The following is a 20,710-nucleotide window of genomic DNA, read 5'->3' on the forward strand; positions in this document are numbered from 1 at the left end:
CGACATGCCCCGTCGCCCGGTCGGCCCGACCTCTCGTCCGGTGCGGCCATCCACCAGGAGCTCCCGATGTCCCGTCGCATGCTTCGCGCCGCCCTGGCGCTGCTCGCCGCCCTGTCCACGACCGCCGCATCGGCCTGGGGCCCGGACGGCCACCACACCGTCGGCGCGCTGGCCGACCGGCTGATCGCCGGCACGAATGCCGAGGCGCAGGTCAAGTCCCTGCTCGGTGGCCTGACGCTGGAGCAGGCGGCCGTGTGGGCCGACTGCGCCAAGGGCGTCGACCCGACGAAGAACTACGCGTACACGTCGACCGGCAAGTACCCGGAATGCGCGATCTACGAGACGCCGGACGGCGAGGCCGCGATGATCGACTACGTCAAGCGCAACGACACCAACTGCGGGCGCGCGGCCACCGACCCGTCGTGCCACACGCAGTACCACTACACGGACGAGGCGATCCAGCGCCAGCGCTACCGCCTGGGCGATGTCGGGACGAACAACTTCGACGTCGTCGCGGCGATCTCCGCGACGATCCACGTGCTCAAGGGCGACCCCGCGCCCGCGCCGTTCGACATCAAGGACAAGCGCGAGGCCCTGCTGCTGCTGTCGCACTTCGCAGGCGACATCACGCAGCCGCTGCACGTCGGCGCGGTCTATCTCGACCCGACGGGCAAGATCATCGATCCCGCGGCCGGCACCTACGACCCCGCGACGGGCACGCAGGGCGGCAACCTGGTCCAGACGATCCGCGTCGCTACCAACCACACCAGCGAGCTGCTGCACGCGACCTGGGACGACACGCCGGCGGTGCTGCACGCCGACCACATCGACGCCGCCTGGCTCGCCAAGGCGCGCGCGGAGCCGAAGACGCGCGGCGACATCTACGGCTGGTCGGCCGACTGGGCCAGCACCACGATGACGCAGGCCCGCCTCGCGTTCAAGGGCCTGCAGTTCGGCCCGTTTCAGGGCAAGGACTGGACGGTGCCGATCACCGGCCGCTACGACGACTCGATGGCGCCGATCAAGAAGCGCCAGCTGACCGCGGGCGGCGCGCGCCTGGCGCAGACGCTGATGGCCGTCTGGCCTTAGCCGCGGGTCGTGCGGGCTCGCGCACGCGCCAGCCCGCGCGGGGTCGCTCAGTTCATCGCGCTGCCCATGGTCTTGGCGCCGAGCAGTTCGCCCTGCTCGCTCACGACACGCGAGATCTCGCGATAGGCGCTGGCCTGGACGCGATCGGGCAGCGGCACGAACTTGGCCTGGCGCGCGAGCGCGTCGCCGTTCAGGTAGGCCCAGGTCAGGAAACGCAGCGTGCGCTCCGCGCGCTCGCCCGACAGCGCGACGCGCGGCACGGCGATGTAGGTGCCCATCGTGATCGGCCACGTGGCGGCGCCGGGCAGGTCGTTGATCTCGGTGGAGAAGTCGCCGGCCGAGTACCACGTGCTGCGCATCACCGCCTGGTGGAAGCCCTCGACGCCCGCCGTGACGAACTGGCCGTCGGCGTTCTTCATCGCCACGCCGACGAGGTTGTCGTCGAGGACGTAGTTGAAGTCGATGTAGCCGATCGAGTCCTCGGTGGCCAGCACGGTCTTGGCGATCTCGCCGCTGCCCTTGACCGCCAGCGTGCCCGCCGGCCAGTCGAAGTGGGTCGCGACGCCATACTTGGCCTTCCACGCGGCGCTGGTGCGCGACAAGTAGTCGGAAAAGTGGAACGTGGTGCCCGAGCCGTCGGCGCGCGCCACCAGCTTGATCGGGCGGTTCGGCAGCTTGAGGCCCGGATTGAGCGCCTTGATCTCGGGGGCGTCCCATTGCGTGATCTGGCCGACGAAGATGCGGCCGAGCACGTCGCCGGTCAGGTGCAACTGGCCCGGACCGACCTTGCCGAGGTTGACGACGGGCACGACGCCCGTGATCACCGTCGGGAACATGACGAGGTCGTTCTTCTTCAGGTCGGCCGCGCTGGCGATGAAGTCGGAGGCGCCGAAATCGACTTCGTGCTTGATGATCTTGGTCATCCCCGCGCCCGATCCCACCGGCGCGTAGTCGAGCGTGGTGCCCCGGGCCTTGGCGTATTCGGCGGCCCAGATCTTGTAGACCGGGGCGGCGGCGGACGAGCCGGCGCCGGAGATGGACTCGGCCGCGAAACCAGCCACGGGGAGCGCCGCGGATACGCAGAACGAGAGGGTGAGGACGGAGCGGATGATCGACATGGGGGCCAACGACTGTTTTTGGGGCAACTCAGCATTTTCCCTGAGTTCCCATGACAAGTCATGTCACGGAGTGTGAAACAAGCCCCGTCCGCCTGGGCATCGCTCCCGGCGCCACACCCGATCTGCCGCGGCCGGCACGGCTCTTGCGGGCCCGCCCGTCAAGACCGAGGAACAGGGCCGGATTTCCCCGCGCGCCCGCGTTGCGAGTGTCAGAATGCCCCTTCCATCGATGACAGAGTGATGAAAATCAGCAGTTCCAACGCGCCACGTTTCGACCCGGCGCCCGCCGAGCGTCCGAAGAAGTCCAGTGCCGAACTGATGAGCGATTCGGCCATCTACCGCCGAACGGCCCTGGGGCAGCGGGAATTGCTGCGGGCGCCGGATCCATCGGCCACGCCCGCGCTTCGCCTGCTGGCGCGGCTCAACGGCTACACCGACCTGCGGCGCCTGATCGACCTGGCGCCCGGCGACAACCGCCAGTTGGGCAAGGCCATCGAGAAATTGTTCAACGAAGGCCTGATCGAGCTCGTCGACCTGTCGATGTAGCGGGCCAACGGGCTCGCGGCGCCGTCACTCGGCTTTCGGCCGCCCGGTCTTCAGCGTCGGGACGGCGTCGAGCGCCTTGAGCAACGCGCGATCGTTCAGCGCGTCGAGCGCCCGGATGCCGGCACGCAGCAGTTCGCTCTTGCGAACGTGCTTGCCAAGAGTCAGCGCGCGTTCCTTCAGCGTGTCGATGACCTGGTACTCGTCCTTGGGCATCGTGAAACTGTCGCGCACCAGCTTGGGCTTGCGGACCTTCGCCGCCTTGACCGCGGCCTGCGGCGCGGCCGAGGCGGTCGCCGGCTTGGCCTTCTTCGCCGCGCGCCGCGGCGCCGGGGCAACGGCGGACTCCGCGACGGTCGCGGCCGCCTCCGCCGTCTCGGTGGGCTGGCTCACGCTCTTGGGAATGCGCTTGGTGTGCAGCGGGCTCGGGATCCTGGCCATGGGCGTCCTCTTCGGCTAAACGATTTATACAGTTTATATCGATTGCCGGAACTCGCCTCTTGCACGCCGCGCGCCGATTCAGCCGACGTGCTTGCCGAAGTGATACAGCGATCGTTCCAGCGCCGTCGCTGCGGCGCCGGCGTCGTAGGCGCCGCGCTGATCGCAGTTGAACCCGTGGTTGGCCGCATACAGATGCACCTCCACGTCCGGATGCGCCTGCGCGAAGGCCTTCACGCTGTCGACCGGGATGTGGGTATCGAGTTCGCCGAAATGCGCCATCGTCGGTACCGCCGGCCGCCGCGACGGCTCGCTGCCCGCAGTCATGCCGCCGCCGTAATAGGACACGGCCGCCGACAGGCCGTGCACCTGCTCCGCCGCCCGCCAGACCAGCAGGCCGCCCCAGCAATAGCCGACGATGCCCACCTTGCCGGCACGCGCGGCGACGCCGACCGCGGCCTGGATGTCCTGCAGCACGCCGGGCGCGGGCAGCGCCTCGACCGCGGCCTTGAGGGCGGCACCCTGCTTCTGGTCGTCCGGCGTGTAGCCGAGCTCGACGCCGCGCGACACGCGGTCGAACGTCGAGGGCGCGATCGCGAGATAGCCCGCCGCCGCGTAGCGGTCGGCGACGCTGCGGATGTGGCCGTTGACGCCGAAGATCTCCTGCAGCACCACGATGGCGCCCTTGGGCGGCCCAGAAGGCTCGGACACATAGGCAGACGACTGGAAGCCGTCTGCGGCGACGAGGGTGACGGTGGACGATGCCATGGCGAAGGGTCTCCTGTTCGATGGGCGATGCGGCGCTGGCCGTCACGCATCATCGCCAATCGAGATTGACCGCTTCACGCAGTGCGATTTCGACCCCGCAAAGCAAAACGCCTCGCGAGTGCGAGGCGTTTCTTGAATCCTGGAGGCGCGACCCAGAGTCGAACTGGGCTAGACGGATTTGCAATCCGTTGCATAACCGATTTGCTATCGCGCCGTTGTCGGCCGGCTGACCGGAGAGGCTAGCCAGAACCGTCAATTCTGACAAAAAAGGGAAGCATGAGCTTCCCTTTTTCTGAAACCTGGAGCGGGAAACGAGACTCGAACTCGCGACCTCAACCTTGGCAAGGTTGCGCTCTACCAACTGAGCTATTCCCGCATGGTCCAACTTTCGGACTCCAACCTCGATAACGTTTTGCGTTAGAAGTTTTCGTCTTCCTGCTGAAGCTGGTAGTTTATACCGGTTTGTTCTGTCTTTGCAAGCCCGACTTTTTCAGTCTGGTTTGCTCGACAGCCGGAACTGCTGCCCGGATCGTCTCGCGACGACCCGGGCGCGCATTCTAACCCGAGATCAGTGCTTCATCGAATCCGAGACGTCCGCCTTTGCGCCCGGCGCATCGACGACCGCCGGCACCGCGACGCCATCCTTCGGCGCCTCGTCGTCGGGCAGCGGCTCGGGCATCGCCTCGAGCGCGACTTCCAGCACCTTGTCGACCCAGCGCACCGGGATGATCTCGATCTGGCTCTTCACGTTCTCGGGGATGTCCTGCAGATCCTTGACGTTGTCCTCGGGGATCATCACGGTGGTGATGCCGCCGCGGTGCGCCGCCAGCAGCTTCTCCTTCAAGCCGCCGATGGCCGTGACCTCGCCGCGCAGAGTGATCTCGCCCGTCATCGCCACGTTGGCGCGCACCGGGATGCCCGTGAGCGCCGAGACGAAGGCCGTGGCCATCGCCGCGCCCGCGCTGGGGCCGTCCTTGGGCGTCGCGCCGTCGGGCACGTGGATGTGGATGTCGCGCTTCTCGAACAGCTCGTCCTTGATGCCCAGGCGCGCGGCGCGGCTGCGGATCACGGTGCGGGCGGCCTCGACCGACTCCTTCATCACGTCGCCCAGCGAACCGGTGCGGATGATGTTGCCCTTGCCCGGCATGACGGCCGATTCGATGGTGAGCAGGTCGCCACCGACTTCCGTCCATGCGAGACCGACCACCTGGCCGACCTGGTTCTTCTTCTCCGCACGGCCGAAGTCGTATTTGCGAACGCCCAGGAAATCGTTGAGGTTGTCCTCGGTGATGACGGCCTTGCCGTCCTGCTTCTTCAGCTGGACGCTCTTGACCACCTTGCGGCAGACCTTGGAGATCTCGCGCTCGAGCGACCGCACGCCGGCTTCCCGCGTGTAGTAGCGGATGATGCCGCGGATCGCGCCTTCGGTCAGTTCGAGCTCGTCGGGCTTGACGCCGTTGTTCTCGGCCTGCTTGGGCAGCAGGTAGCGCTGGGCGATGTTGAGCTTCTCGTCCTCGGTGTAGCCCGCCAGGCGGATGACTTCCATCCGGTCCAGCAGCGCCGGCGGGATGTTCATCGAGTTCGACGTCGCCACGAACATCACGTCCGACAGGTCGAAGTCGAGTTCGATGTAGTGATCGCTGAACGTGTGGTTCTGCTCGGGGTCGAGCACTTCCAGCAGCGCCGACGACGGGTCGCCGCGGAAGTCCATGCCCAGCTTGTCGATCTCGTCGAGCAGGAACAGCGGATTGCGCGTGCCGACCTTGGTCAGGTTCTGCAGCACCTTGCCCGGCATCGAGCCGATGTAGGTGCGGCGATGGCCACGGATCTCGGCCTCGTCGCGCACGCCGCCGAGCGCCATGCGGACGAACTTGCGGCCGGTGGCGCGCGCCACCGACTGGCCGAGCGAGGTCTTGCCGACACCCGGAGGACCCACCAGGCACAGGATCGGCGCCTTGACCTTGTCGACGCGCTGTTGCACGGCGAGATATTCGAGGATGCGGTCCTTGACCTTCTCGAGCCCGTAGTGATCCTCGTTCAGGACGTCCTCGGCGTGCGCCAGGTCGTGCTTGATCTTGGTCTTCTTGGCCCACGGCAGGCCGATCAGCGTGTCGAGGTAGTTGCGCACCACCGTCGCCTCGGCCGACATCGGCGACATCAGCTTGAGCTTCTTCAGCTCGTTGTCGGCCTTCTTGCGCGCCTCCTTGGGCATGCGCGCGGCCTTGATCTTCTTCTCGAGTTCCTCGAGGTCGGCACCTTCTTCGCCGTCGCCGAGTTCCTTCTGGATCGCCTTGACCTGCTCGTTGAGGTAGTACTCGCGCTGGCTCTTCTCCATCTGGCGCTTGACGCGGCCGCGGATGCGCTTTTCCACCTGCAGGATGTCGACCTCGTGCTCGAGCAGCTCCAGCAGCTTTTCCAGGCGCTGGGCGATGTCGAACAGGTCGAGCACGGACTGCTTGGCCTCGAGCTTGAGCGGCAGGTGCGCCGCGATCGTGTCGGCCAGCCGGCCCGGATCGTCGATGCCCGCGATGGACGTCAGGATCTCGGGCGGGATCTTCTTGTTGAGCTTGACGTACTGGTCGAACTGCTGCGTGACGGCGCGGCGCAGCGCTTCGACCTCGGGCGACGTCTCCGTCTGCGGCGCGACGGGCACGGACTCGGCGACGAAGTGCTCGCCGTTGTCGCTGATGTCCTTGGTGGAGGCGCGCTGGATGCCTTCGACCAGCACCTTCACGGTGCCGTCGGGCAGCTTGAGCATCTGCAGGATGCTCGAGACACAACCGATCTCGAACATGTCGTCGGCGCGCGGCTCGTCCTTGCCGGCGGCCTTCTGGGCCACGAGCATGATCTGGCGACCCGCCTCCATCGCCGCTTCCAAGGCCTTGATGGACTTGGGACGGCCGACGAACAGCGGAATCACCATGTGCGGGAACACGACGACGTCGCGCAGCGGAAGCAGCGGCAGCGTGATCGGCTCGGAAGGCAGGATGGGATGTCCGGACATAGGTGGGAAACCTCTCTTTCTCGGGCTCATATGCAGCCCGAGCATTCAATTACAAGATGCCAACCCAATGCTGCGGCAAAGCCGCAGGACTTGCAGCGAGATCAAGCGCTGGCTTTGGCCTGTTCTCGATAGACCAGCAACGGTTTCGCGTTCTCTTCGATGATGTGCTCGTCGATCACGACCTGCGCCACGCCGTCCAGCAGCGGCAGCTCGAACATCGTGTCGATCAGGGCCTGCTCCATGATGGAGCGCAGGCCGCGGGCGCCGGTCTTGCGCTTGAGCGCCTTGCGGGCGATGGCCGCCAGCGCCGTGGGACGGATGTCGAGCTCGACGCCGTCCATCATGAACAGCTTCTGGTACTGCTTGACCAGCGCGTTCTTCGGCTCGGTGAGGATCTGCACCAGGGCGTCCTCGGTGAGCTCGCCCAGCGTCGCGACGACCGGCAGGCGGCCGACCAGCTCGGGGATCAGGCCGAACTTGATCAGGTCTTCCGGCTCGACCTCGCGGAACAGGTCGGAGACACGGCGCTCGTCCTTGCTGTGCACGGTGGCACCGAAGCCGATGCCCGAACGCTCGGTGCGGCCGCGGATGACCTTCTCGAGGCCGTCGAACGCGCCGCCGCAGATGAACAGGATGTTGGTCGTGTCGATCTGCAGGAAGTCCTGGTTCGGATGCTTGCGCCCGCCCTGCGGCGGCACCGAGGCCATCGTGCCCTCGACCAGCTTGAGCAGCGCCTGCTGAACGCCTTCGCCCGAGACGTCGCGCGTGATCGACGGGTTGTCGGCCTTGCGCGAGATCTTGTCGATCTCGTCGATGTAGACGATGCCGCGCTGGGCGCGCTCGACGTCGTAGTTGCAGTTCTGCAGCAGCTTCTGGATGATGTTCTCGACGTCCTCGCCCACGTAGCCGGCTTCGGTCAGCGTGGTGGCGTCGGCGATCACGAACGGCACGTTGAGCAGGCGCGCGAGCGTCTGCGCGAGCAGCGTCTTGCCGGAGCCGGTGGGACCGATCAGCAGGATGTTGCTCTTGGACAGCTCCACCTCGTCCTTCGAGGTGGACATGTGCTTCAGGCGCTTGTAGTGGTTGTAGACCGCCACCGACAGGATGCGCTTGGCCACGTCCTGGCCGATCACGTAGTTGTCGAGGCTCGCCTTGATCTCCGACGGCATCGGCAGGTCGGACTTCGTCTTCGCGGTCGCCGAGCCTTCGGCCGGCACTTCATCGCGGATGATGTCGTTGCACAGCTCGATGCATTCGTCGCAGATGAACACCGACGGACCGGCGATGAGCTTCTTGACCTCGTGCTGGCTCTTGCCACAGAACGAGCAGTACAAGACCTTTTCGGCGGAGGTGCCCTTCTTATCTGCCATGGACGTGCTTCAAGCCTGGTGAAAGTGTGATGTCAGGGAGATGATAGACCAAGCCGGCTGCCGAGCTCGTTTCAGCCGCGGCTGGAGACGACCTGGTCGACGATGCCGTAGGTCTTGGCTTCCTCGGCGGACATGAAGAAATCGCGCTCGGTGTCCTTCTCGACCTTTTCCAGCGGCTGGCCCGTGCGCTCGGCCGTGATCTTGTTCATCTGCTCGCGCGTCTTGAGGATCTCGCGGGCGTGGATCTCGATGTCCGTCGCCTGGCCCTGCGCGCCGCCCAGCGGCTGGTGGATCATGATCTTCGAATTGGGCAGCGAGAAGCGCTTGCCCTTCTCGCCCGCGGCCAGCAGGAACGCGCCCATGCTGGCGGCCAGGCCGATGCACAGCGTCGAGACGTGCGGCTTGATGAAGTTCATCGTGTCGAAGATCGACAGGCCCGCGCTGACGCTGCCGCCGGGCGAGTTGATGTACAGCGAGATGTCCTTGTCGGGGTTCTCGCTCTCCAGGAACAGCAGCTGGGCGACGACGAGGTTGGCGGAATGGTCGTTGACGGGTCCGACCAGGAACACGATGCGCTCGCGCAGCAGGCGCGAGTAGATGTCGTAGGCGCGCTCGCCGCGGCCGGACGTCTCGATGACCATGGGCACCATGCCCAGGGCTTGCGTTTCAAGTGCGCTCATGGAGGAGTTCTTTTCGTAACGTGGTGGGATCCGTGGACCCATTATGTCGCGTCGGGCGCGACCCCACCGTCGGAGATGGCGGTCGATCCCGGCATTGCAAGCCCGGTCGCGTGCCCGGCGGCGGCCGCCGAAGCGGACGCCAAACGAAAACGCCCGGCGGGGCCGGGCGTCGTTGCGCAGGCGAAGGAAGCGATCAGGCCGTCATCAGCGAGTCGAACGGCAGTTCCTTGTCCGTGACCTTGGCCTTGGACAACACGAATTCGGTGACGTTGTTCTCGACGACGATGGCCTCGACCTCGGCCATGCGCGAGCGATCCGACAGGTACCAGCGCTGCACCTCGACCGGCTTCTCGTAGCTCTGCGACATCTCCTCGATGTGCGCCTGCAGCTGCTCGGGCTTGGCCTGCAGGTTGTTGGAGCGCACCAGCTCGGCGACGACCAGGCCCAGGCGCACGCGGCGCTCGGCCTGCGGCACGAAGATCTCGGCCGGGATGTTGGCCTTGTCGGCATCCTTGACGCCGCGCTGCTTCAGGTCCTCGCGGGCGCCCTCGATCAGGCGCTCGGTTTCGCTCTGCACGAGCGCCTTGGGCAGGTCCAGCGTGGCGGCGGCGGCCAGCGCGTCCATCGCGGCGGCCTTGTTCTTGGCCAGCACGCGGAACTTCACTTCGCGCTCGAGGTTCTTGCGCACATCGGCGCGCAGGCCGGCGACGGTGCCTTCGGCGATGCCCAGCGACTTCGCGAACGCGTCGTCGACTTCCGGCAGGTGCTGCGCCTCGATCTTCTTCATGGTGACCATGAAGTCGGCTTCGCGGCCGGCCACGTCGGCGCCGTGGTAGTCGGCGGGGAACTGCAGCGGGAACGTCTTGGATTCGCCGACCTTCATGCCGCGCACGGCCTGGTCGAACTGCTCCAGCATCTGGCCTTCGCCGACGAGGAACTGGAAGGCCTCGGCCTTGCCGCCGTCGAACGGCTCGCCGTCGATCTTGCCTTCGAAGTCGATCGTGACGCGGTCGCCGGCGGCGGCGCCTTCGGCGGCCGGGCGCTGCGCGAACGTGCGGCGCTGCTTGCGCAGGATGTCGACGGTCTTGTCGATGGCGGCGTCGTCGACGGTGGTCGTGACGCGCTCGATCTCGGCAGCCGCCAGGTCGCCGATGACGACTTCGGGGTAGACCTCGAACGTCGCGTCGAAGTCCATCGCGCCCTCGGCCGACGTTTCCTTCTCGGAGATGCGCGGCGTGCCGGCGACGCGAAGCTTGGCTTCGTTGGCGGCGGCGTTGAACGCGTTGCCCAGCTTGTCGTTCATCACCTCGTACTGCACCTGGTAGCCGTAGCGCTGGGCCACGACCGACATCGGCACCTTGCCCGGGCGGAACCCGTCGGCCTTGACGGTGCGGGACAGCTTCTTGAGGCGGGACTCGACTTCCTTGTTGATCTCCGCGGCCGGGAGGCTCAGCGAGATGCGGCGTTCGAGCTTGTCGAGGGTTTCTACGTTAACTGCCATGATGGGACTCTTGGTTCGCAAATTCTGGTGCGCGGGGCGGGACTCGAACCCGCACGCCGGTGAAGGCGTCAGGACCTAAACCTGGTGCGTCTACCAATTTCGCCACCCGCGCTTCGTGATCCAGGAGCTGGGGACAGGATTAGACGCAACCCCCGGCTTTCCGGTGAATCGCGAATTATAGCCGCACGGTTGCCGGCGGCCCGGGGGCTTTCCGCAGGCCCGCGGATGCCGCCCGGATGCCTACCGCCCGGCCGGCGCCGGCGCGGGATGCGCTGCGGATTCCTTCGACGCGGCCGCCGCCCGCATCCGGGCCTTCTCGGCCGGCGTGCGGTGGCGCCGCTTCCTCGGCGGATAGACGCCGAAGGCCGTCGCGTACATCGCGGGCAGCGCCAGCAGCGTCAGCGCCGTGGCGAGGACCAGGCCGCCCATGATGGCCACCGCCATCGGGCCCCAGAACTCGCTCTGCGACAGCGGGATCATGGCCAGCACGGCGGCCGCCGCCGTCAGCACGATGGGCCGGAAGCGCCGCACCGCCGATTCGATGATCGCGTTCCAGGCCGGCACGCCCTGGCGGCGATCCTGCTCGATCTGGTCTACCAGGATCACCGAGTTGCGGATGATCATGCCGAACAGCGCGATCACGCCCAGCAGCGCGACGAAACCGAACGGGCGGTTGAGCACCAGCAGCGCCGCGGCCGCGCCCGCGATGCCCATCGGCCCGGTGAAGAACACCAGCAGCGCGCGCGAGAAGCTTTGCAACTGCAGCATCAGCAGCGTGAGGATGATGAACAGCGCCACCGGCAGGCCGACGACGATCGCGCCCTGCCCCTTCGACGCCTCCTCCACCGCGCCAGCAACCTGGATCTCGTAGCCCGGCGGCATCTTCTTCATCAGCGCCTTCAGCGGCCCGACCGCGATGCCCTTGCCCCACAGCTCGTCGGTGACGGTCGGCCCCTGCAGTCCCTCGACCACGTCGCCCTGCACGGTCACCGCGTAGCTGCGCTGCTCGCGCCACAGCACGCCCGGTTCCCAGCCGAGGGACAGCTTGGCGATCTGGGTCAGCGGCACGACGGTGCCATTGCTGGTGGCGACGTAGGCGCTGGCGAGGTTGGTCACCGCGTTGCGCTCGGCCAGCGGCTGGCGCAGCACGATGTCGATCAGCTGGTCGCCCTCGCGATACTGGCCGATCGTCGAGCCGGAGAACTGGGTCTGCGTGGCCTGGGCGATCGACTGCGTCGTCACGCCGAGTGCGCGCGCCTTGTCCTGGTCGATGGCCAGCCGCATCGCCAGCACGTTCTCGTTCCAGTTGTCGTTGACGCCGCGCATGTGCGGGTTGGCGCGCAGCACCGCCTTGGCCTCGTCGCCCCACTTGCGCACCTGGTCGGCGTCGGGGCCCATCACGCGGAACTGCACCGGATAGGGCACCGGCGGCCCGTTGGGCAGCAGCTTGACGCGCGAGCGCAGCTCCGGGAACTCGGCGGCCATCAGCGCGGGCAGCTTCTTGCGCAGGCTCTCGCGCACCTTCAGGTCCACCGGCTCGACGATGGCCTCGCTGACGTTGGACTGCGGGAACACCTGGTCCAGCGGCAGGTAGAAGCGCGGCGTGCCGCTGCCGATCCACGTCGTCACCGACTTGACGCCCGTCTCCTTGAGCATGCGCGCCTCGAAGCGCTTGGCGACGGCTTCGCTCTGCTTGATCGTCGCGCCTTCGGGCAGCCAGAGGTCGACCATGATCTCGGGCCGGCTCGAGTCGGGGAAGAACTGCTGCTGCACCAGTCCCATGCCGACAAGGCCCAGCACGAAGGTGCCGAACGTGATGGCGATGGTGAGATAGCGGCGGCGCAGGCACCACGCGACCACGCCGCGGAAGCGTTCGTAGAAAGGCGAGTCGAAGCTCTCGTGCGGCTGCGCCGAGAGGCTGCCGTCCGCCTCGTGCGCCTTCATGCGGTTGTGCAGCAGGCGCGCGCCGAGGTAGGGCACGAAGTACACCGACACGCCCCACGAGATCAGGAGCGCCGCCGAGGTCACCGCGAAGATCGCGAACGTGTATTCGCCGGTCATCGACTTGGCCAGGCCGATCGGCAGGAAACCCGCCGCCGTGATCAGCGTGCCGGTGAGCATCGGCATCGACGTCACCTCGTAGGCGAAGGTCGCGGCGCGTTCCTTCGAGTACCCCTCCTCGAGCTTGCGCACCATCATCTCGACCGCGATGATCGCGTCGTCGACCAGCAGTCCCAGCGCGATGATCAGCGAGCCGAGCGAGATCTTGTGCAGCCCGACGCCCCAGTAGTACATCGTGACGAAGGTGATCGCCAGCACCAGCGGGATCGTGATCGCCACGACCAGGCCCGGCCAGATGTCGATGCGGATCGGGTCGAAGTGCAGGCCCAGGCTGACGAAGCTCACCAGCAGCACGATCACGATGGCCAGGATCAGCGTGCTGACGAACTCGCCGACCGAGCGCGTGACCGCCTGCGGCTGATCCTGCACCTGCGACAGCTCCATGCCCACCGGCAGTTGCTTGCGCACCCCGGCCACCTGCTGCTGCAGGCCCTTGCCGAGCGCAATGATGTCGCCGCCCTTGGCCATCGAGATGCCGATCGCGATCACCTGCTTGCCGTTGGCGCGCACCTTGACGTCCGGCGGATCGGAATAGCCGCGCTTGACGTCGGCGATGTCGCTCAGCTTGATGTTGGCGGCCTGCCCCGTCGTCGGGTTGACGACGCGGATCGGCAGCGCGCGGATCGCCTCCACCGACTGGAACGCGCCGGCCACGCGCACCTGCACGTTCTGCGTGCCGGCATCGAGCACGCCCGAGCCCTGCACGGCGTTCTGCGCGTTGAGCTGCGTGATGACCTGGTTGATGTCCACGCCCATCTCGGCCGCGCGCTTCTGCGACAGCTCGACCCACACCTTCTGCGCCTGCACGCCGAACAGCTCGACCTTCGCGACGTCGTGCACGCGCAGCAGCTGCGAGCGGATGTCCTCGGCGCGCACGCGCAGTTCCTCGTCGCTGAAGCCGTCGGCCGACAGTGCGTAGATCGAGCCGTAGACGTCGCCGAACTCGTCGTTGAACAGCGGGCCGATCACGCCCGGCGGCAGCGTCGAGCGCATGTCGCCGATCTTCTTGCGCGCCTGGTACCAGCTGTTGGCCACCTCGTGCGGCGGCGAGTTGTCGGCCAGTTGCAGGATGGTCAGCGACTCGCCTGGCTTGGTGTAGCTGCGGATCTTGTCGGAGTACGGCACGTCCTGCAGCGTGCGTTCGATCTTGTCGGTGACCTGCTCGGCCACGTCCTTCGCGCTCGCGCCGGGCCAGTAGGCCTGCACGACCATCGCGCGGAACGTGAATGGCGGATCCTCGTCCTGCCCGAGCTGGAAGTAGGCGGCCGCGCCCAGCACCAGCATCACGATCATCAGGTAGCGGGTCAGGGCGGGATGCCGCAGTGCCCAGCGAGACAGGTTGAAGGGCTGGCGCTGACGCTCGCCCTCCGGGCCGAAGGTCGACGCCAGCGCCGAGTCGAGATGCTCTTTTTCGTAGCTCACGGGCGCCTCAACGCTTCGTCGGTTCGACGTAGACGGTCACCTGCTGGCCCGGCGTGAGCACGTGCGCGCCCGCGGTCACCACGGTGTCGCCCGGCTTCAGCCCGCCGTCCAGGACGAGGTTGTCGCCCTCGGGGCGCAGCACGACGACCGGCTGCTCGTGCACGGTCATCGTCGCCTTGTCCAGCACCCAGACGTAGCTCTGGTTGCCCTGTCCGGCCACGGCCTGCAGCGGCAGGCGCAGCTTGCCGTCGGCGGGCGCGAGCTGGACATGCACCGTCGCGGTCTGCCCCAGTTCGGCGGCGCCGTCGGGCACGTCCGCCTTGACCTGGAACGTGCGCGACGCCGGGTCAGCGGCCGCAGCCACCTCGCGGATGGTCGCGGCGATCGGCGTCGTGCCGCCCCACAGCGTCACGCTGACGCCGCTCGCCTGCCCCTGCAGGCTGCGGAAGATCGGCAACTGGTCCTCGGGCACGGCGAACACGACGTCGCGCGGGCCGTCGTGCGCCAGGCTCACCACGGGCGTGCCGGAGCCGACCACGGCGCCGACGTCGGCGTAGACCGCGGTGATGACGCCCGGGGCGTCGGCCGTGAGCGCCGCGTACGCGGCCTGGTTGGTCTGCATGCCGGCCTGCGCGCGGGCCTGGTCGAGCTGTGCCTTGGCGGCCTCCAGCCCGCTGTTGCGCCGCTCGAGGTCGGCCGCGCTGATGAAGCCCTGGGCGCGCAGGTCCTGGTACCGCTTGTAGTCGATCGCGGTCTGGTCGTAGTTGACCTGGGCCGCGGCGAGAGCCGCCTTGGCCGCGTCCTGGCCGTAGCGCAGGTCGGATGGATCGACCTGCGCCAGCGACTGGCCGGTGGTGACGCGGTCGCCGAGGTTGACCGGCCGCCGCGTGATCTTGCCGCCGACGCGGAAGGCCAGGCGCGACTCGATGCGCGCGTGCACCTCGGCGGCGTAGTCGCGCGTGGTGGCGCCGGAAAGCTGGCCGACGGTCACCGTGCGCACGGCGCGCACGGGCTCCGTCGCGTCCGGCTTCTTGCCACAGGCCACCAGGACCAGGCTGGCGACGAGCGACAGGCTCAGCGGCAGCGTCGCCAGCAAACGTGCCGTGCGAGTCGCCCGGCGGCGATTCGTGGAAGAGGGATGCGGACGGGACATGCTCATGGTGTTGTTCGTAGTTACTGACCGGTCAGTCATTAATGTACGAACACTCGTCCGGCTCGTCAATGCGCTTTCACGGTCGACTTGGGGGCTACCCGGCAATGCGGCGGATCATGACGCATTCATCGCCGCGCCGCCATCCTCATCCGCGACGGGCACAATCCGCCGCTTGTGAGCGTCGAACACTACGAAAACTTCCCCGTCGCCTCGTGGCTGTGCCCGCCCGGGCTGCGCCCCGCCGTGCGCGCCATCTACTGGTTCGCCCGCACGGCCGACGACATCGCCGACGAAGGCGACGCCTCCGCCGCGGCGCGCCAGGCGATGCTGGCCGACTATCGCGACGACCTGATGAAGGCCGCCGCCGGCCAGGCCGGCTCGGGACGCTGGCCCGGCGTGTTCGATCCACTCGCGCGCGTCATCGCGGCGTACCGCTTGCCGCTGCCGCTGCTCGCCGCGCTGCTCGGCGCCTTCGAGGAGGACACCCGCCACGCCGGCTACGCCGACCGCGCGGCGCTGCTGCAGTATTGCAGCCGCTCGGCCAACCCGATCGGCCGCCTGCTGCTGCATCTGCACGGCCTCGACGACCCCGCGCTGCTGCGCCGGAGCGACGCGGTCTGTTCCGCGCTGCAGCTGATCAACTTCTGGCAGGACCTGAGCGTCGACGTGCCGCGCGGGCGCGACTACGTTCCCCGCAGCGACGCCGCGGCGCACGCCACGACGCCCGCCGACTGCCTGCGCGCCCCGCACGCGGACGCATCACGTGCGCTCGTGCGCGCGCTGTGCGCGTGGGCGCGCGAGCTGATGCTCGAAGGCGCGCCCATCGCGCTGGCCGTCCCGGGCCGCGTCGGCTGGGAGCTGCGCTTCGTCGTCCAGGGCGGGCTGAGAATTCTTGCGAAAATCGAGGCCATGAACTTCGCGAGCTTTGCCCGCCGTCCCCGACTCCATGCCGCCGATCACCTCCTGATCGGCGTCCGCGCGCTGACGATGCGCCCTTCCCTTCCCAAGCAGACGCGCATCGCATGACGCCAGAACAATACGTCCAGGACAAGGCGCAGAAGAGCGGCTCGTCGTTCTACTACGCCTTCATGTTCCTGCCGCCCGCGCGCCGCCAGGCGATGACGGCGTTCTACGCGTTCTGCCGCGAGGTCGACGACGTCGCCGACGAGGTGACCGACCCCGGCGTCGCCGCCACCAAGCTCGATTGGTGGCGCCGCGAGGTCGACGCATCGTTCGCCGGCAACCCGACGCACCCCGTGATGAAGGCGCTGATGCCGCACGTGGGCACCTACGGCGTACGCGTCGACCACCTGCACGCGGTGATCCAGGGCTGCCAGACCGACCTCGAGCAGACGCGCTTCCTCGACTACCCCGGCCTGCAGCGCTATTGCCACCTGGTGGCCGGCATCGTCGGCGAGGTGGCCAGCAACATCATGGGCCGGACGCAGGCGCAGACGGTGACGTTCGCGCACCGGCTGGGCCTCGCGATGCAGCTCACCAACATCATCCGCGACGTCGGCGACGACGCGCGCCGCGGCCGCATCTACCTGCCGATCTCGGAGCTGCAGCAGTTCGACGTCAAGGCCGCCGAGATCCTCAAGCGCGACGCGCCCTGGGGCTACAGCGACCGCTTCACCGCGTTGATGCAGTTCCAGGCCGAGCGCGCGCATCGCCTCTACGACGAGGCGCTCGCGCTGCTGCCGCCCGAGGATCGCAACGCGCAGAGGCCCGCGCTGATGGTGGGCAACATCTATCGCCGCCTGCTGCGCGAGGTCGAGGCCGGCGGCTTCCAGGTGCTGCACCAGCGCATCTCGCTGACGCCGCTGCGCAAGCTGTGGATCGCGTGCCAGACGCAGTGGCGCGGCCGCTGACCGCTCCGTGAGAGTCGCAGTCGTCGGCGCGGGCTGGGCTGGCCTCGCCGCCGCGGTGCGTGCCACGCAGGCCGGCCACGACGTCACCGTCTTCGAGACCGCCGGCATGCCCGGCGGACGCGCGCGGTCCGACGACGATTCCGACGCCGCCACCGACAACGGCCAGCACATCCTGCTTGGCGGCTACGCGCGCACGCTGGCGTTGATGCGCGAGGTCGGCGTCGATGTCGAGCGCGCGCTGCTGCGCGTGCCGCTGAGCGTCACGTATGCGGACGGCGGAGGCTTCGCGCTATCACGCTCGGGGCCCCGCCTGCTCGCGGCGGCTGGCGCGCTGGCCGGCGCGCGCGGCTTCGGCATTGTCGACAAGCTGTCGGCCGTCGCGATGTCGCTCGCGTGGCGACTGCGCGGCTTCCGTTGCCCGCCGTCGATGACCGTCGACGAGTTGCTGCGCCACGCGCCGACCGCCCGCGTGCACCGCCGCCTGATCGAGCCGCTGTGCGTCGCCGCGCTGAACACGCCGTCGGCCGAGGCGAGCGCCGAGGTCTTTCTCGCCGTCATGCGCGACAGCCTGTTCGGCGCGCGCGACGCTTCCGACCTGCTGCTGCCGCAACGTCCGCTGGCGCAACTGCTGCCGTTGCCGGCGCTCGCGTGGCTGCGCGCGCGCGGCGCCGACGTGCGGCTGCGCACGCGTGTCGACGCCCTCGAGCGCGTCGAGCATCGGTGGCGTGTCGGGTCCGACGATCTCTTCGATGAGGCGATCCTCGCGACACCCGCGCCGGAAGCCGCGCGCCTGACGCAGACGCTCGCGCCCGCATGGTCGGCCACGGCGGCCGCGCTCGCGCACGAGCCCATCGTCACGATCGCGTTGACCGCGCCCAAGCGGCCTTGGCCCGCGGCCATGCTGGCCCTCCATAGCGACGACACGAGCGCGCCGGCGCAGTTCGCGTTCAAGCTCGGCGAACAGCCGGCCGACGTCGATCGCGTGACGCTGGTCGTCAGCGCCGCCGGCCGTTGGCTGCAGCGCGGCAGCGACGCCGTGGCGGCGGCGGCCGTCCTGCAATACCGGCAGGCGTTCGCGATCCGCGACGACGAAGCGGTCGACGTGGCGAGCGTCCGCGCCGACAAGCGGGCCACGTTCCGCTGCACGGCCGGCGTCGTCCGGCCGGCGATGGCCATCCTGCCCGGCCTGCGCGCCGCCGCCGACCATGTGGCGGGGCCCTATCCGGCCACGCTCGAGTCGGCGGTCATGGCGGGCGAAACCGCGGCCGCCGCGTTGGGCGGCTAGAGCGGTCAATCGGCAGATCGCAGCGTGGTTTCGGGTTTCACCATGCGAGAATGGAGACCCCACAGCCCCAGGCCGACCCCATGTCCAAGTCAGACGGCTCCGGACCCACGATCCAGGTCCTCGCACGCGCCTACGCGCTGCTCGATGTGCTGGCCGCCCACACCGACCCCGTGCCGCTGAAGGAGCTCAGCGCCCGCACCGGGCTGCATCCGTCGACGGCGCATCGCATCCTCAACGACCTGGCCGAGGGCCGCTTCGTCGAGCGGCCGGAGGCCGGCAGCTACCGCCTGGGCATGCGCCTGCTGGAGCTCGGCAACCTGGTCAAGGCGCGGCTGGACGTGCGCGAGGCCGCCATCGGCCCGATGCGCGAGCTGCACAAGATCACGCACCAGCCCGTCAACCTGTCGGTGCGCCAGGGCGACGAGATCGTCTACATCGAACGCACCTACAGCGAGCGCTCGGGCATGCAGGTCGTGCGCGCCGTCGGCGGGCGCGCGCCGCTGCACCTCACCTCGGTGGGCAAGCTGTTCCTCGCCAACGACGAGCCCCAGCGCGTGCGCGCGTACGCGACGCGCACGGGCCTGACCGGCCACACGCGCAACAGCCTCACCGACCTGGCCGTGCTGGAGCGCGACCTCGAGAAAATCCGCAAGACCGCGATCTCGCGCGACGACGAGGAGCTCGAACTCGGCGTGCGCTGCATGGCCGCGGGCATCTACGACGACCAGGGGCGGCTCGTTGCCGGGCTGTCGGTCTCGGCGCCGGCCGATCGGCTGGAGGAGTCGTGGCTGGATCGGGTCAAGGAAACCGCGGCGCGGATCTCTGCGGCACTGGGGCACGCCATCCCGACCTGAAGGTTACGCCTCGCCCCGCGGTCATCCTGCGACTGCGCGCAGGACGGCACGGGCTTCGCCCGCGTCAATTGAAAGGGCCGGCAGCTCGCGCCACCGGCCCTTTTCCCATCGCGTTGTTGTTCGTGCGATCAGCTCGCGTCGGTGGCCGCGCGGGCCGTCGGCGCCGGGGCCGTGTGGTTGGACGTGACCCACTTGCGGATGCGCTCGGCGTCGGCGATGCGCGAATACTTGCCGGCCGAATCCAGCAGCACCATGATCAGCTTGCGGCCGGCCATCTGGGCCTGCATCACGAGGCATTGGCCCGCTTCGTTGATGAAGCCGGTCTTCTGCAGGCCGATGTCCCAGGTCGGGTTGGCGACGAGGCGGTCGGTGGTATGGAACTGCACCTGGCGGCGGCCCAGTTCGACGTCCAGCGACGGCGTCGTGGAGTATTCGCGCAGCAACGGCACCTGGTGGGCGGCGTTGACCAGCACGGCGAGGTCTCGTGCGCTCGACTTGTTCTGGCTCGACAGGCCGGTCGGCTCGACGTAGTGCGTGTCCAGCATGCCCAGCTCGTGCGCCTTGGCGTTCATCGCGGGGATGAAGGCGGCCAGGCCACCCGGGTAGTTGCGGCCCAGCGCGTTGGCGGCGCGGTTTTCCGATGACATCAGCGCGAGGTGCAGCATCACGCCGCGCGTCAGCTGGGTGCCGGGCCTCAGGCGCGAGCTGGTGTTCTTCTCGGTGTCGATGTCGTCGTTCGTGATCTCGAGGACTTCGTCCAGCGGCTGGTGCGCTTCGCTGATCACGAGCGCCGTCATCAGCTTGCTGAGCGAGGCGATCGGCAGCACGGCTTCGGAATTCTTGCTGTAGAGGACTTCGTGCGTGTCCTGGTCGAGCACCAGCGCCGCGCCGGAGCGAAGCAGCAGCGGATCTTCCGTCGAGTGCAGGCCGGCGGCATAGCCGACCGACTGCGACGGCGTCTCGATGAAGCGGACGGTCGTGCGCGTGGTGACGGTGGTCGTGCGACGGCTGACCATGGCCACGCGCTTCGCGCGCGGTGCCGCATGAGCGGTGGCCGCCACCTTGCGGTGATGCTTGCTGGCCGCGGTGCTGCTGCTCGTGACGGTCGCCGAGCTCGAGAACGACGCGAAAACAAGGGCGCCGCCAACCGCGCAGGACAGCGCCCAACGCGACAGTTGATGGAGTTTCCGCGAAACGGAAGAGCTGGAAGCGAGTTGCATCACCATTTGTTTCAGTCTAAGGCAAAGGAAAAATCCATGCAAGATCAAAAGCTTGCGTGGATTTCCTCAACCGGACGTCGAACGAGCGGGGCCGCTTGCAAAAAGGTCGTTTCGTCATGTGACAGCCCCGCAAAGCTGTCTAACGCAACGACCCCGGTTTCGGCTGACGCAGGGACGAAAAATCGGGAGATCGGATCCACGCCTGGACCGACGCGCCCGCCAGGGCAAGGCGCATCTTCAGGTCTGTTACGTGGATTTTCGGCTTCCGCGACG

General features: G+C 68.1%; 16 protein-coding genes and 3 tRNA genes. 6 read left to right on the plus strand and 13 right to left on the minus strand.

Features of this window, described 5'->3' with window-relative positions; genetic code table 11:
* The first annotated feature begins 66 nt into the window (after positions 1–66).
* A complete protein-coding gene (locus LPC04_RS15795) occupies positions 67–1,089 on the plus strand; it encodes a S1/P1 nuclease (RefSeq protein WP_275683222.1) in 1,023 nt (340 codons plus the stop codon).
* A 47-nt stretch (positions 1,090–1,136) separates the two neighbouring features.
* Here LPC04_RS15795 and pstS read toward each other — a convergent pair whose 3' ends face one another.
* Entirely contained in the window at positions 1,137–2,207 is a 1,071-nt protein-coding gene (gene pstS, locus LPC04_RS15800) for a phosphate ABC transporter substrate-binding protein PstS (RefSeq protein ID WP_275683223.1), read from the minus strand.
* A 240-nt stretch (positions 2,208–2,447) separates the two neighbouring features.
* Between pstS and LPC04_RS15805 the strand changes: the two genes are divergently transcribed.
* Complete coding sequence (locus tag LPC04_RS15805) at positions 2,448–2,753, plus strand: hypothetical protein (RefSeq protein ID WP_275683224.1); 306 nt, start codon at positions 2,448–2,450, stop codon at positions 2,751–2,753.
* 24 nt (positions 2,754–2,777) lie between these two features.
* Here LPC04_RS15805 and LPC04_RS15810 read toward each other — a convergent pair whose 3' ends face one another.
* The 11 genes from LPC04_RS15810 to LPC04_RS15860 all read right to left on the minus strand — a co-directional run bounded on the left by LPC04_RS15810 (position 2,778) and on the right by LPC04_RS15860 (position 15,213).
* The gene (locus LPC04_RS15810; RefSeq protein WP_275683225.1) at positions 2,778–3,191 is read right to left on the minus strand and encodes a hypothetical protein; all 414 of its coding nucleotides are present in this window, start codon (positions 3,189–3,191) and stop codon (positions 2,778–2,780) included.
* 78 nt (positions 3,192–3,269) lie between these two features.
* On the minus strand, positions 3,270–3,956 hold the full coding sequence (locus LPC04_RS15815; protein WP_275683226.1) for a dienelactone hydrolase family protein: 687 nt from the start codon (positions 3,954–3,956) through the stop codon (positions 3,270–3,272).
* A gap of 140 nt (positions 3,957–4,096) precedes the next feature.
* A tRNA-Cys gene (locus tag LPC04_RS15820) sits at positions 4,097–4,170 on the minus strand.
* An 86-nt stretch (positions 4,171–4,256) separates the two neighbouring features.
* A tRNA-Gly gene (locus LPC04_RS15825) sits at positions 4,257–4,332 on the minus strand.
* A gap of 192 nt (positions 4,333–4,524) precedes the next feature.
* Positions 4,525–6,960, minus strand: coding sequence for an endopeptidase La (gene lon / locus LPC04_RS15830; protein ID WP_275683227.1), 2,436 nt, complete (start codon positions 6,958–6,960; stop codon positions 4,525–4,527).
* A 101-nt stretch (positions 6,961–7,061) separates the two neighbouring features.
* Complete coding sequence (clpX, locus tag LPC04_RS15835) at positions 7,062–8,330, minus strand: ATP-dependent Clp protease ATP-binding subunit ClpX (RefSeq protein ID WP_275683228.1); 1,269 nt, start codon at positions 8,328–8,330, stop codon at positions 7,062–7,064.
* A gap of 71 nt (positions 8,331–8,401) precedes the next feature.
* Positions 8,402–9,010, minus strand: a complete 609-nt coding sequence (clpP, locus tag LPC04_RS15840; RefSeq protein ID WP_275683229.1) for an ATP-dependent Clp endopeptidase proteolytic subunit ClpP — start codon at positions 9,008–9,010, stop codon at positions 8,402–8,404.
* Positions 9,011–9,203: 193 nt separating this feature from the next.
* Positions 9,204–10,511 (minus strand): trigger factor, encoded by a 1,308-nt coding sequence (gene tig, locus LPC04_RS15845; protein ID WP_275683230.1) that lies wholly within the window; start codon positions 10,509–10,511, stop codon positions 9,204–9,206.
* Positions 10,512–10,536: 25 nt separating this feature from the next.
* Positions 10,537–10,623: transfer RNA gene (locus LPC04_RS15850), tRNA-Leu, on the minus strand.
* Between the two features lie 128 nt (positions 10,624–10,751).
* Complete coding sequence (locus LPC04_RS15855) at positions 10,752–14,021, minus strand: efflux RND transporter permease subunit (protein WP_275683539.1); 3,270 nt, start codon at positions 14,019–14,021, stop codon at positions 10,752–10,754.
* Positions 14,022–14,061: 40 nt separating this feature from the next.
* Positions 14,062–15,213 carry an efflux RND transporter periplasmic adaptor subunit gene (locus LPC04_RS15860; RefSeq protein WP_275683231.1) on the minus strand — a complete coding sequence of 384 codons (1,152 nt, stop codon included), beginning with the start codon at positions 15,211–15,213 and terminating at the stop codon, positions 14,062–14,064.
* 168 nt (positions 15,214–15,381) lie between these two features.
* Here LPC04_RS15860 and hpnC point away from each other — a divergent pair, with 168 nt between their 5' ends.
* The 4 genes from hpnC to LPC04_RS15880 all read left to right on the plus strand — a co-directional run bounded on the left by hpnC (position 15,382) and on the right by LPC04_RS15880 (position 19,217).
* Positions 15,382–16,233, plus strand: coding sequence for a squalene synthase HpnC (hpnC, locus tag LPC04_RS15865; RefSeq protein WP_275683232.1), 852 nt, complete (start codon positions 15,382–15,384; stop codon positions 16,231–16,233).
* Complete coding sequence (hpnD, locus tag LPC04_RS15870; protein ID WP_275683233.1) at positions 16,230–17,078, plus strand: presqualene diphosphate synthase HpnD; 849 nt, start codon at positions 16,230–16,232, stop codon at positions 17,076–17,078. Before hpnC ends, hpnD begins: the two co-directional genes overlap by 4 nt.
* 7 nt (positions 17,079–17,085) lie before the next feature.
* Positions 17,086–18,363 (plus strand): hydroxysqualene dehydroxylase HpnE, encoded by a 1,278-nt coding sequence (gene hpnE, locus LPC04_RS15875; RefSeq protein WP_275683234.1) that lies wholly within the window; start codon positions 17,086–17,088, stop codon positions 18,361–18,363.
* An 80-nt stretch (positions 18,364–18,443) separates the two neighbouring features.
* Complete coding sequence (locus tag LPC04_RS15880; protein ID WP_275683235.1) at positions 18,444–19,217, plus strand: IclR family transcriptional regulator; 774 nt, start codon at positions 18,444–18,446, stop codon at positions 19,215–19,217.
* A gap of 128 nt (positions 19,218–19,345) precedes the next feature.
* Here the strand turns inward: LPC04_RS15880 and pbpG are convergent, their stop codons facing one another.
* Positions 19,346–20,443 (minus strand): D-alanyl-D-alanine endopeptidase, encoded by a 1,098-nt coding sequence (gene pbpG / locus LPC04_RS15885; protein ID WP_420854731.1) that lies wholly within the window; start codon positions 20,441–20,443, stop codon positions 19,346–19,348.
* Positions 20,444–20,710 lie beyond the last annotated feature (267 nt).

This window comes from Scleromatobacter humisilvae, from assembly GCF_023231945.1.
Taxonomy (GTDB): domain Bacteria; phylum Pseudomonadota; class Gammaproteobacteria; order Burkholderiales; family Burkholderiaceae_C; genus Scleromatobacter; species Scleromatobacter humisilvae.

Excerpts from the sequence above, each read along its gene's own strand:
- pstS (WP_275683223.1), bottom strand. The coding sequence starts at position 2,207 with ATGTCGATCATCCGCTCCGTCCTCACCCTCTCGTTCTGCGTATCCGCG.
- LPC04_RS15810 (WP_275683225.1), bottom strand. The coding sequence starts at position 3,191 with ATGGCCAGGATCCCGAGCCCGCTGCACACCAAGCGCATTCCCAAGAGC.
- clpP (WP_275683229.1), bottom strand. The coding sequence starts at position 9,010 with ATGAGCGCACTTGAAACGCAAGCCCTGGGCATGGTGCCCATGGTCATC.
- LPC04_RS15795 (WP_275683222.1), top strand. The coding sequence starts at position 67 with ATGTCCCGTCGCATGCTTCGCGCCGCCCTGGCGCTGCTCGCCGCCCTG.
- LPC04_RS15860 (WP_275683231.1), bottom strand. The coding sequence starts at position 15,213 with ATGAGCATGTCCCGTCCGCATCCCTCTTCCACGAATCGCCGCCGGGCG.
- hpnD (WP_275683233.1), top strand. The coding sequence starts at position 16,230 with ATGACGCCAGAACAATACGTCCAGGACAAGGCGCAGAAGAGCGGCTCG.
- pbpG (WP_420854731.1), bottom strand. The coding sequence starts at position 20,443 with ATGGTGATGCAACTCGCTTCCAGCTCTTCCGTTTCGCGGAAACTCCAT.
- tig (WP_275683230.1), bottom strand. The coding sequence starts at position 10,511 with ATGGCAGTTAACGTAGAAACCCTCGACAAGCTCGAACGCCGCATCTCG.
- LPC04_RS15880 (WP_275683235.1), top strand. The coding sequence starts at position 18,444 with ATGTCCAAGTCAGACGGCTCCGGACCCACGATCCAGGTCCTCGCACGC.
- LPC04_RS15805 (WP_275683224.1), top strand. The coding sequence starts at position 2,448 with ATGAAAATCAGCAGTTCCAACGCGCCACGTTTCGACCCGGCGCCCGCC.
- LPC04_RS15815 (WP_275683226.1), bottom strand. The coding sequence starts at position 3,956 with ATGGCATCGTCCACCGTCACCCTCGTCGCCGCAGACGGCTTCCAGTCG.
- clpX (WP_275683228.1), bottom strand. The coding sequence starts at position 8,330 with ATGGCAGATAAGAAGGGCACCTCCGCCGAAAAGGTCTTGTACTGCTCG.
- lon (WP_275683227.1), bottom strand. The coding sequence starts at position 6,960 with ATGTCCGGACATCCCATCCTGCCTTCCGAGCCGATCACGCTGCCGCTG.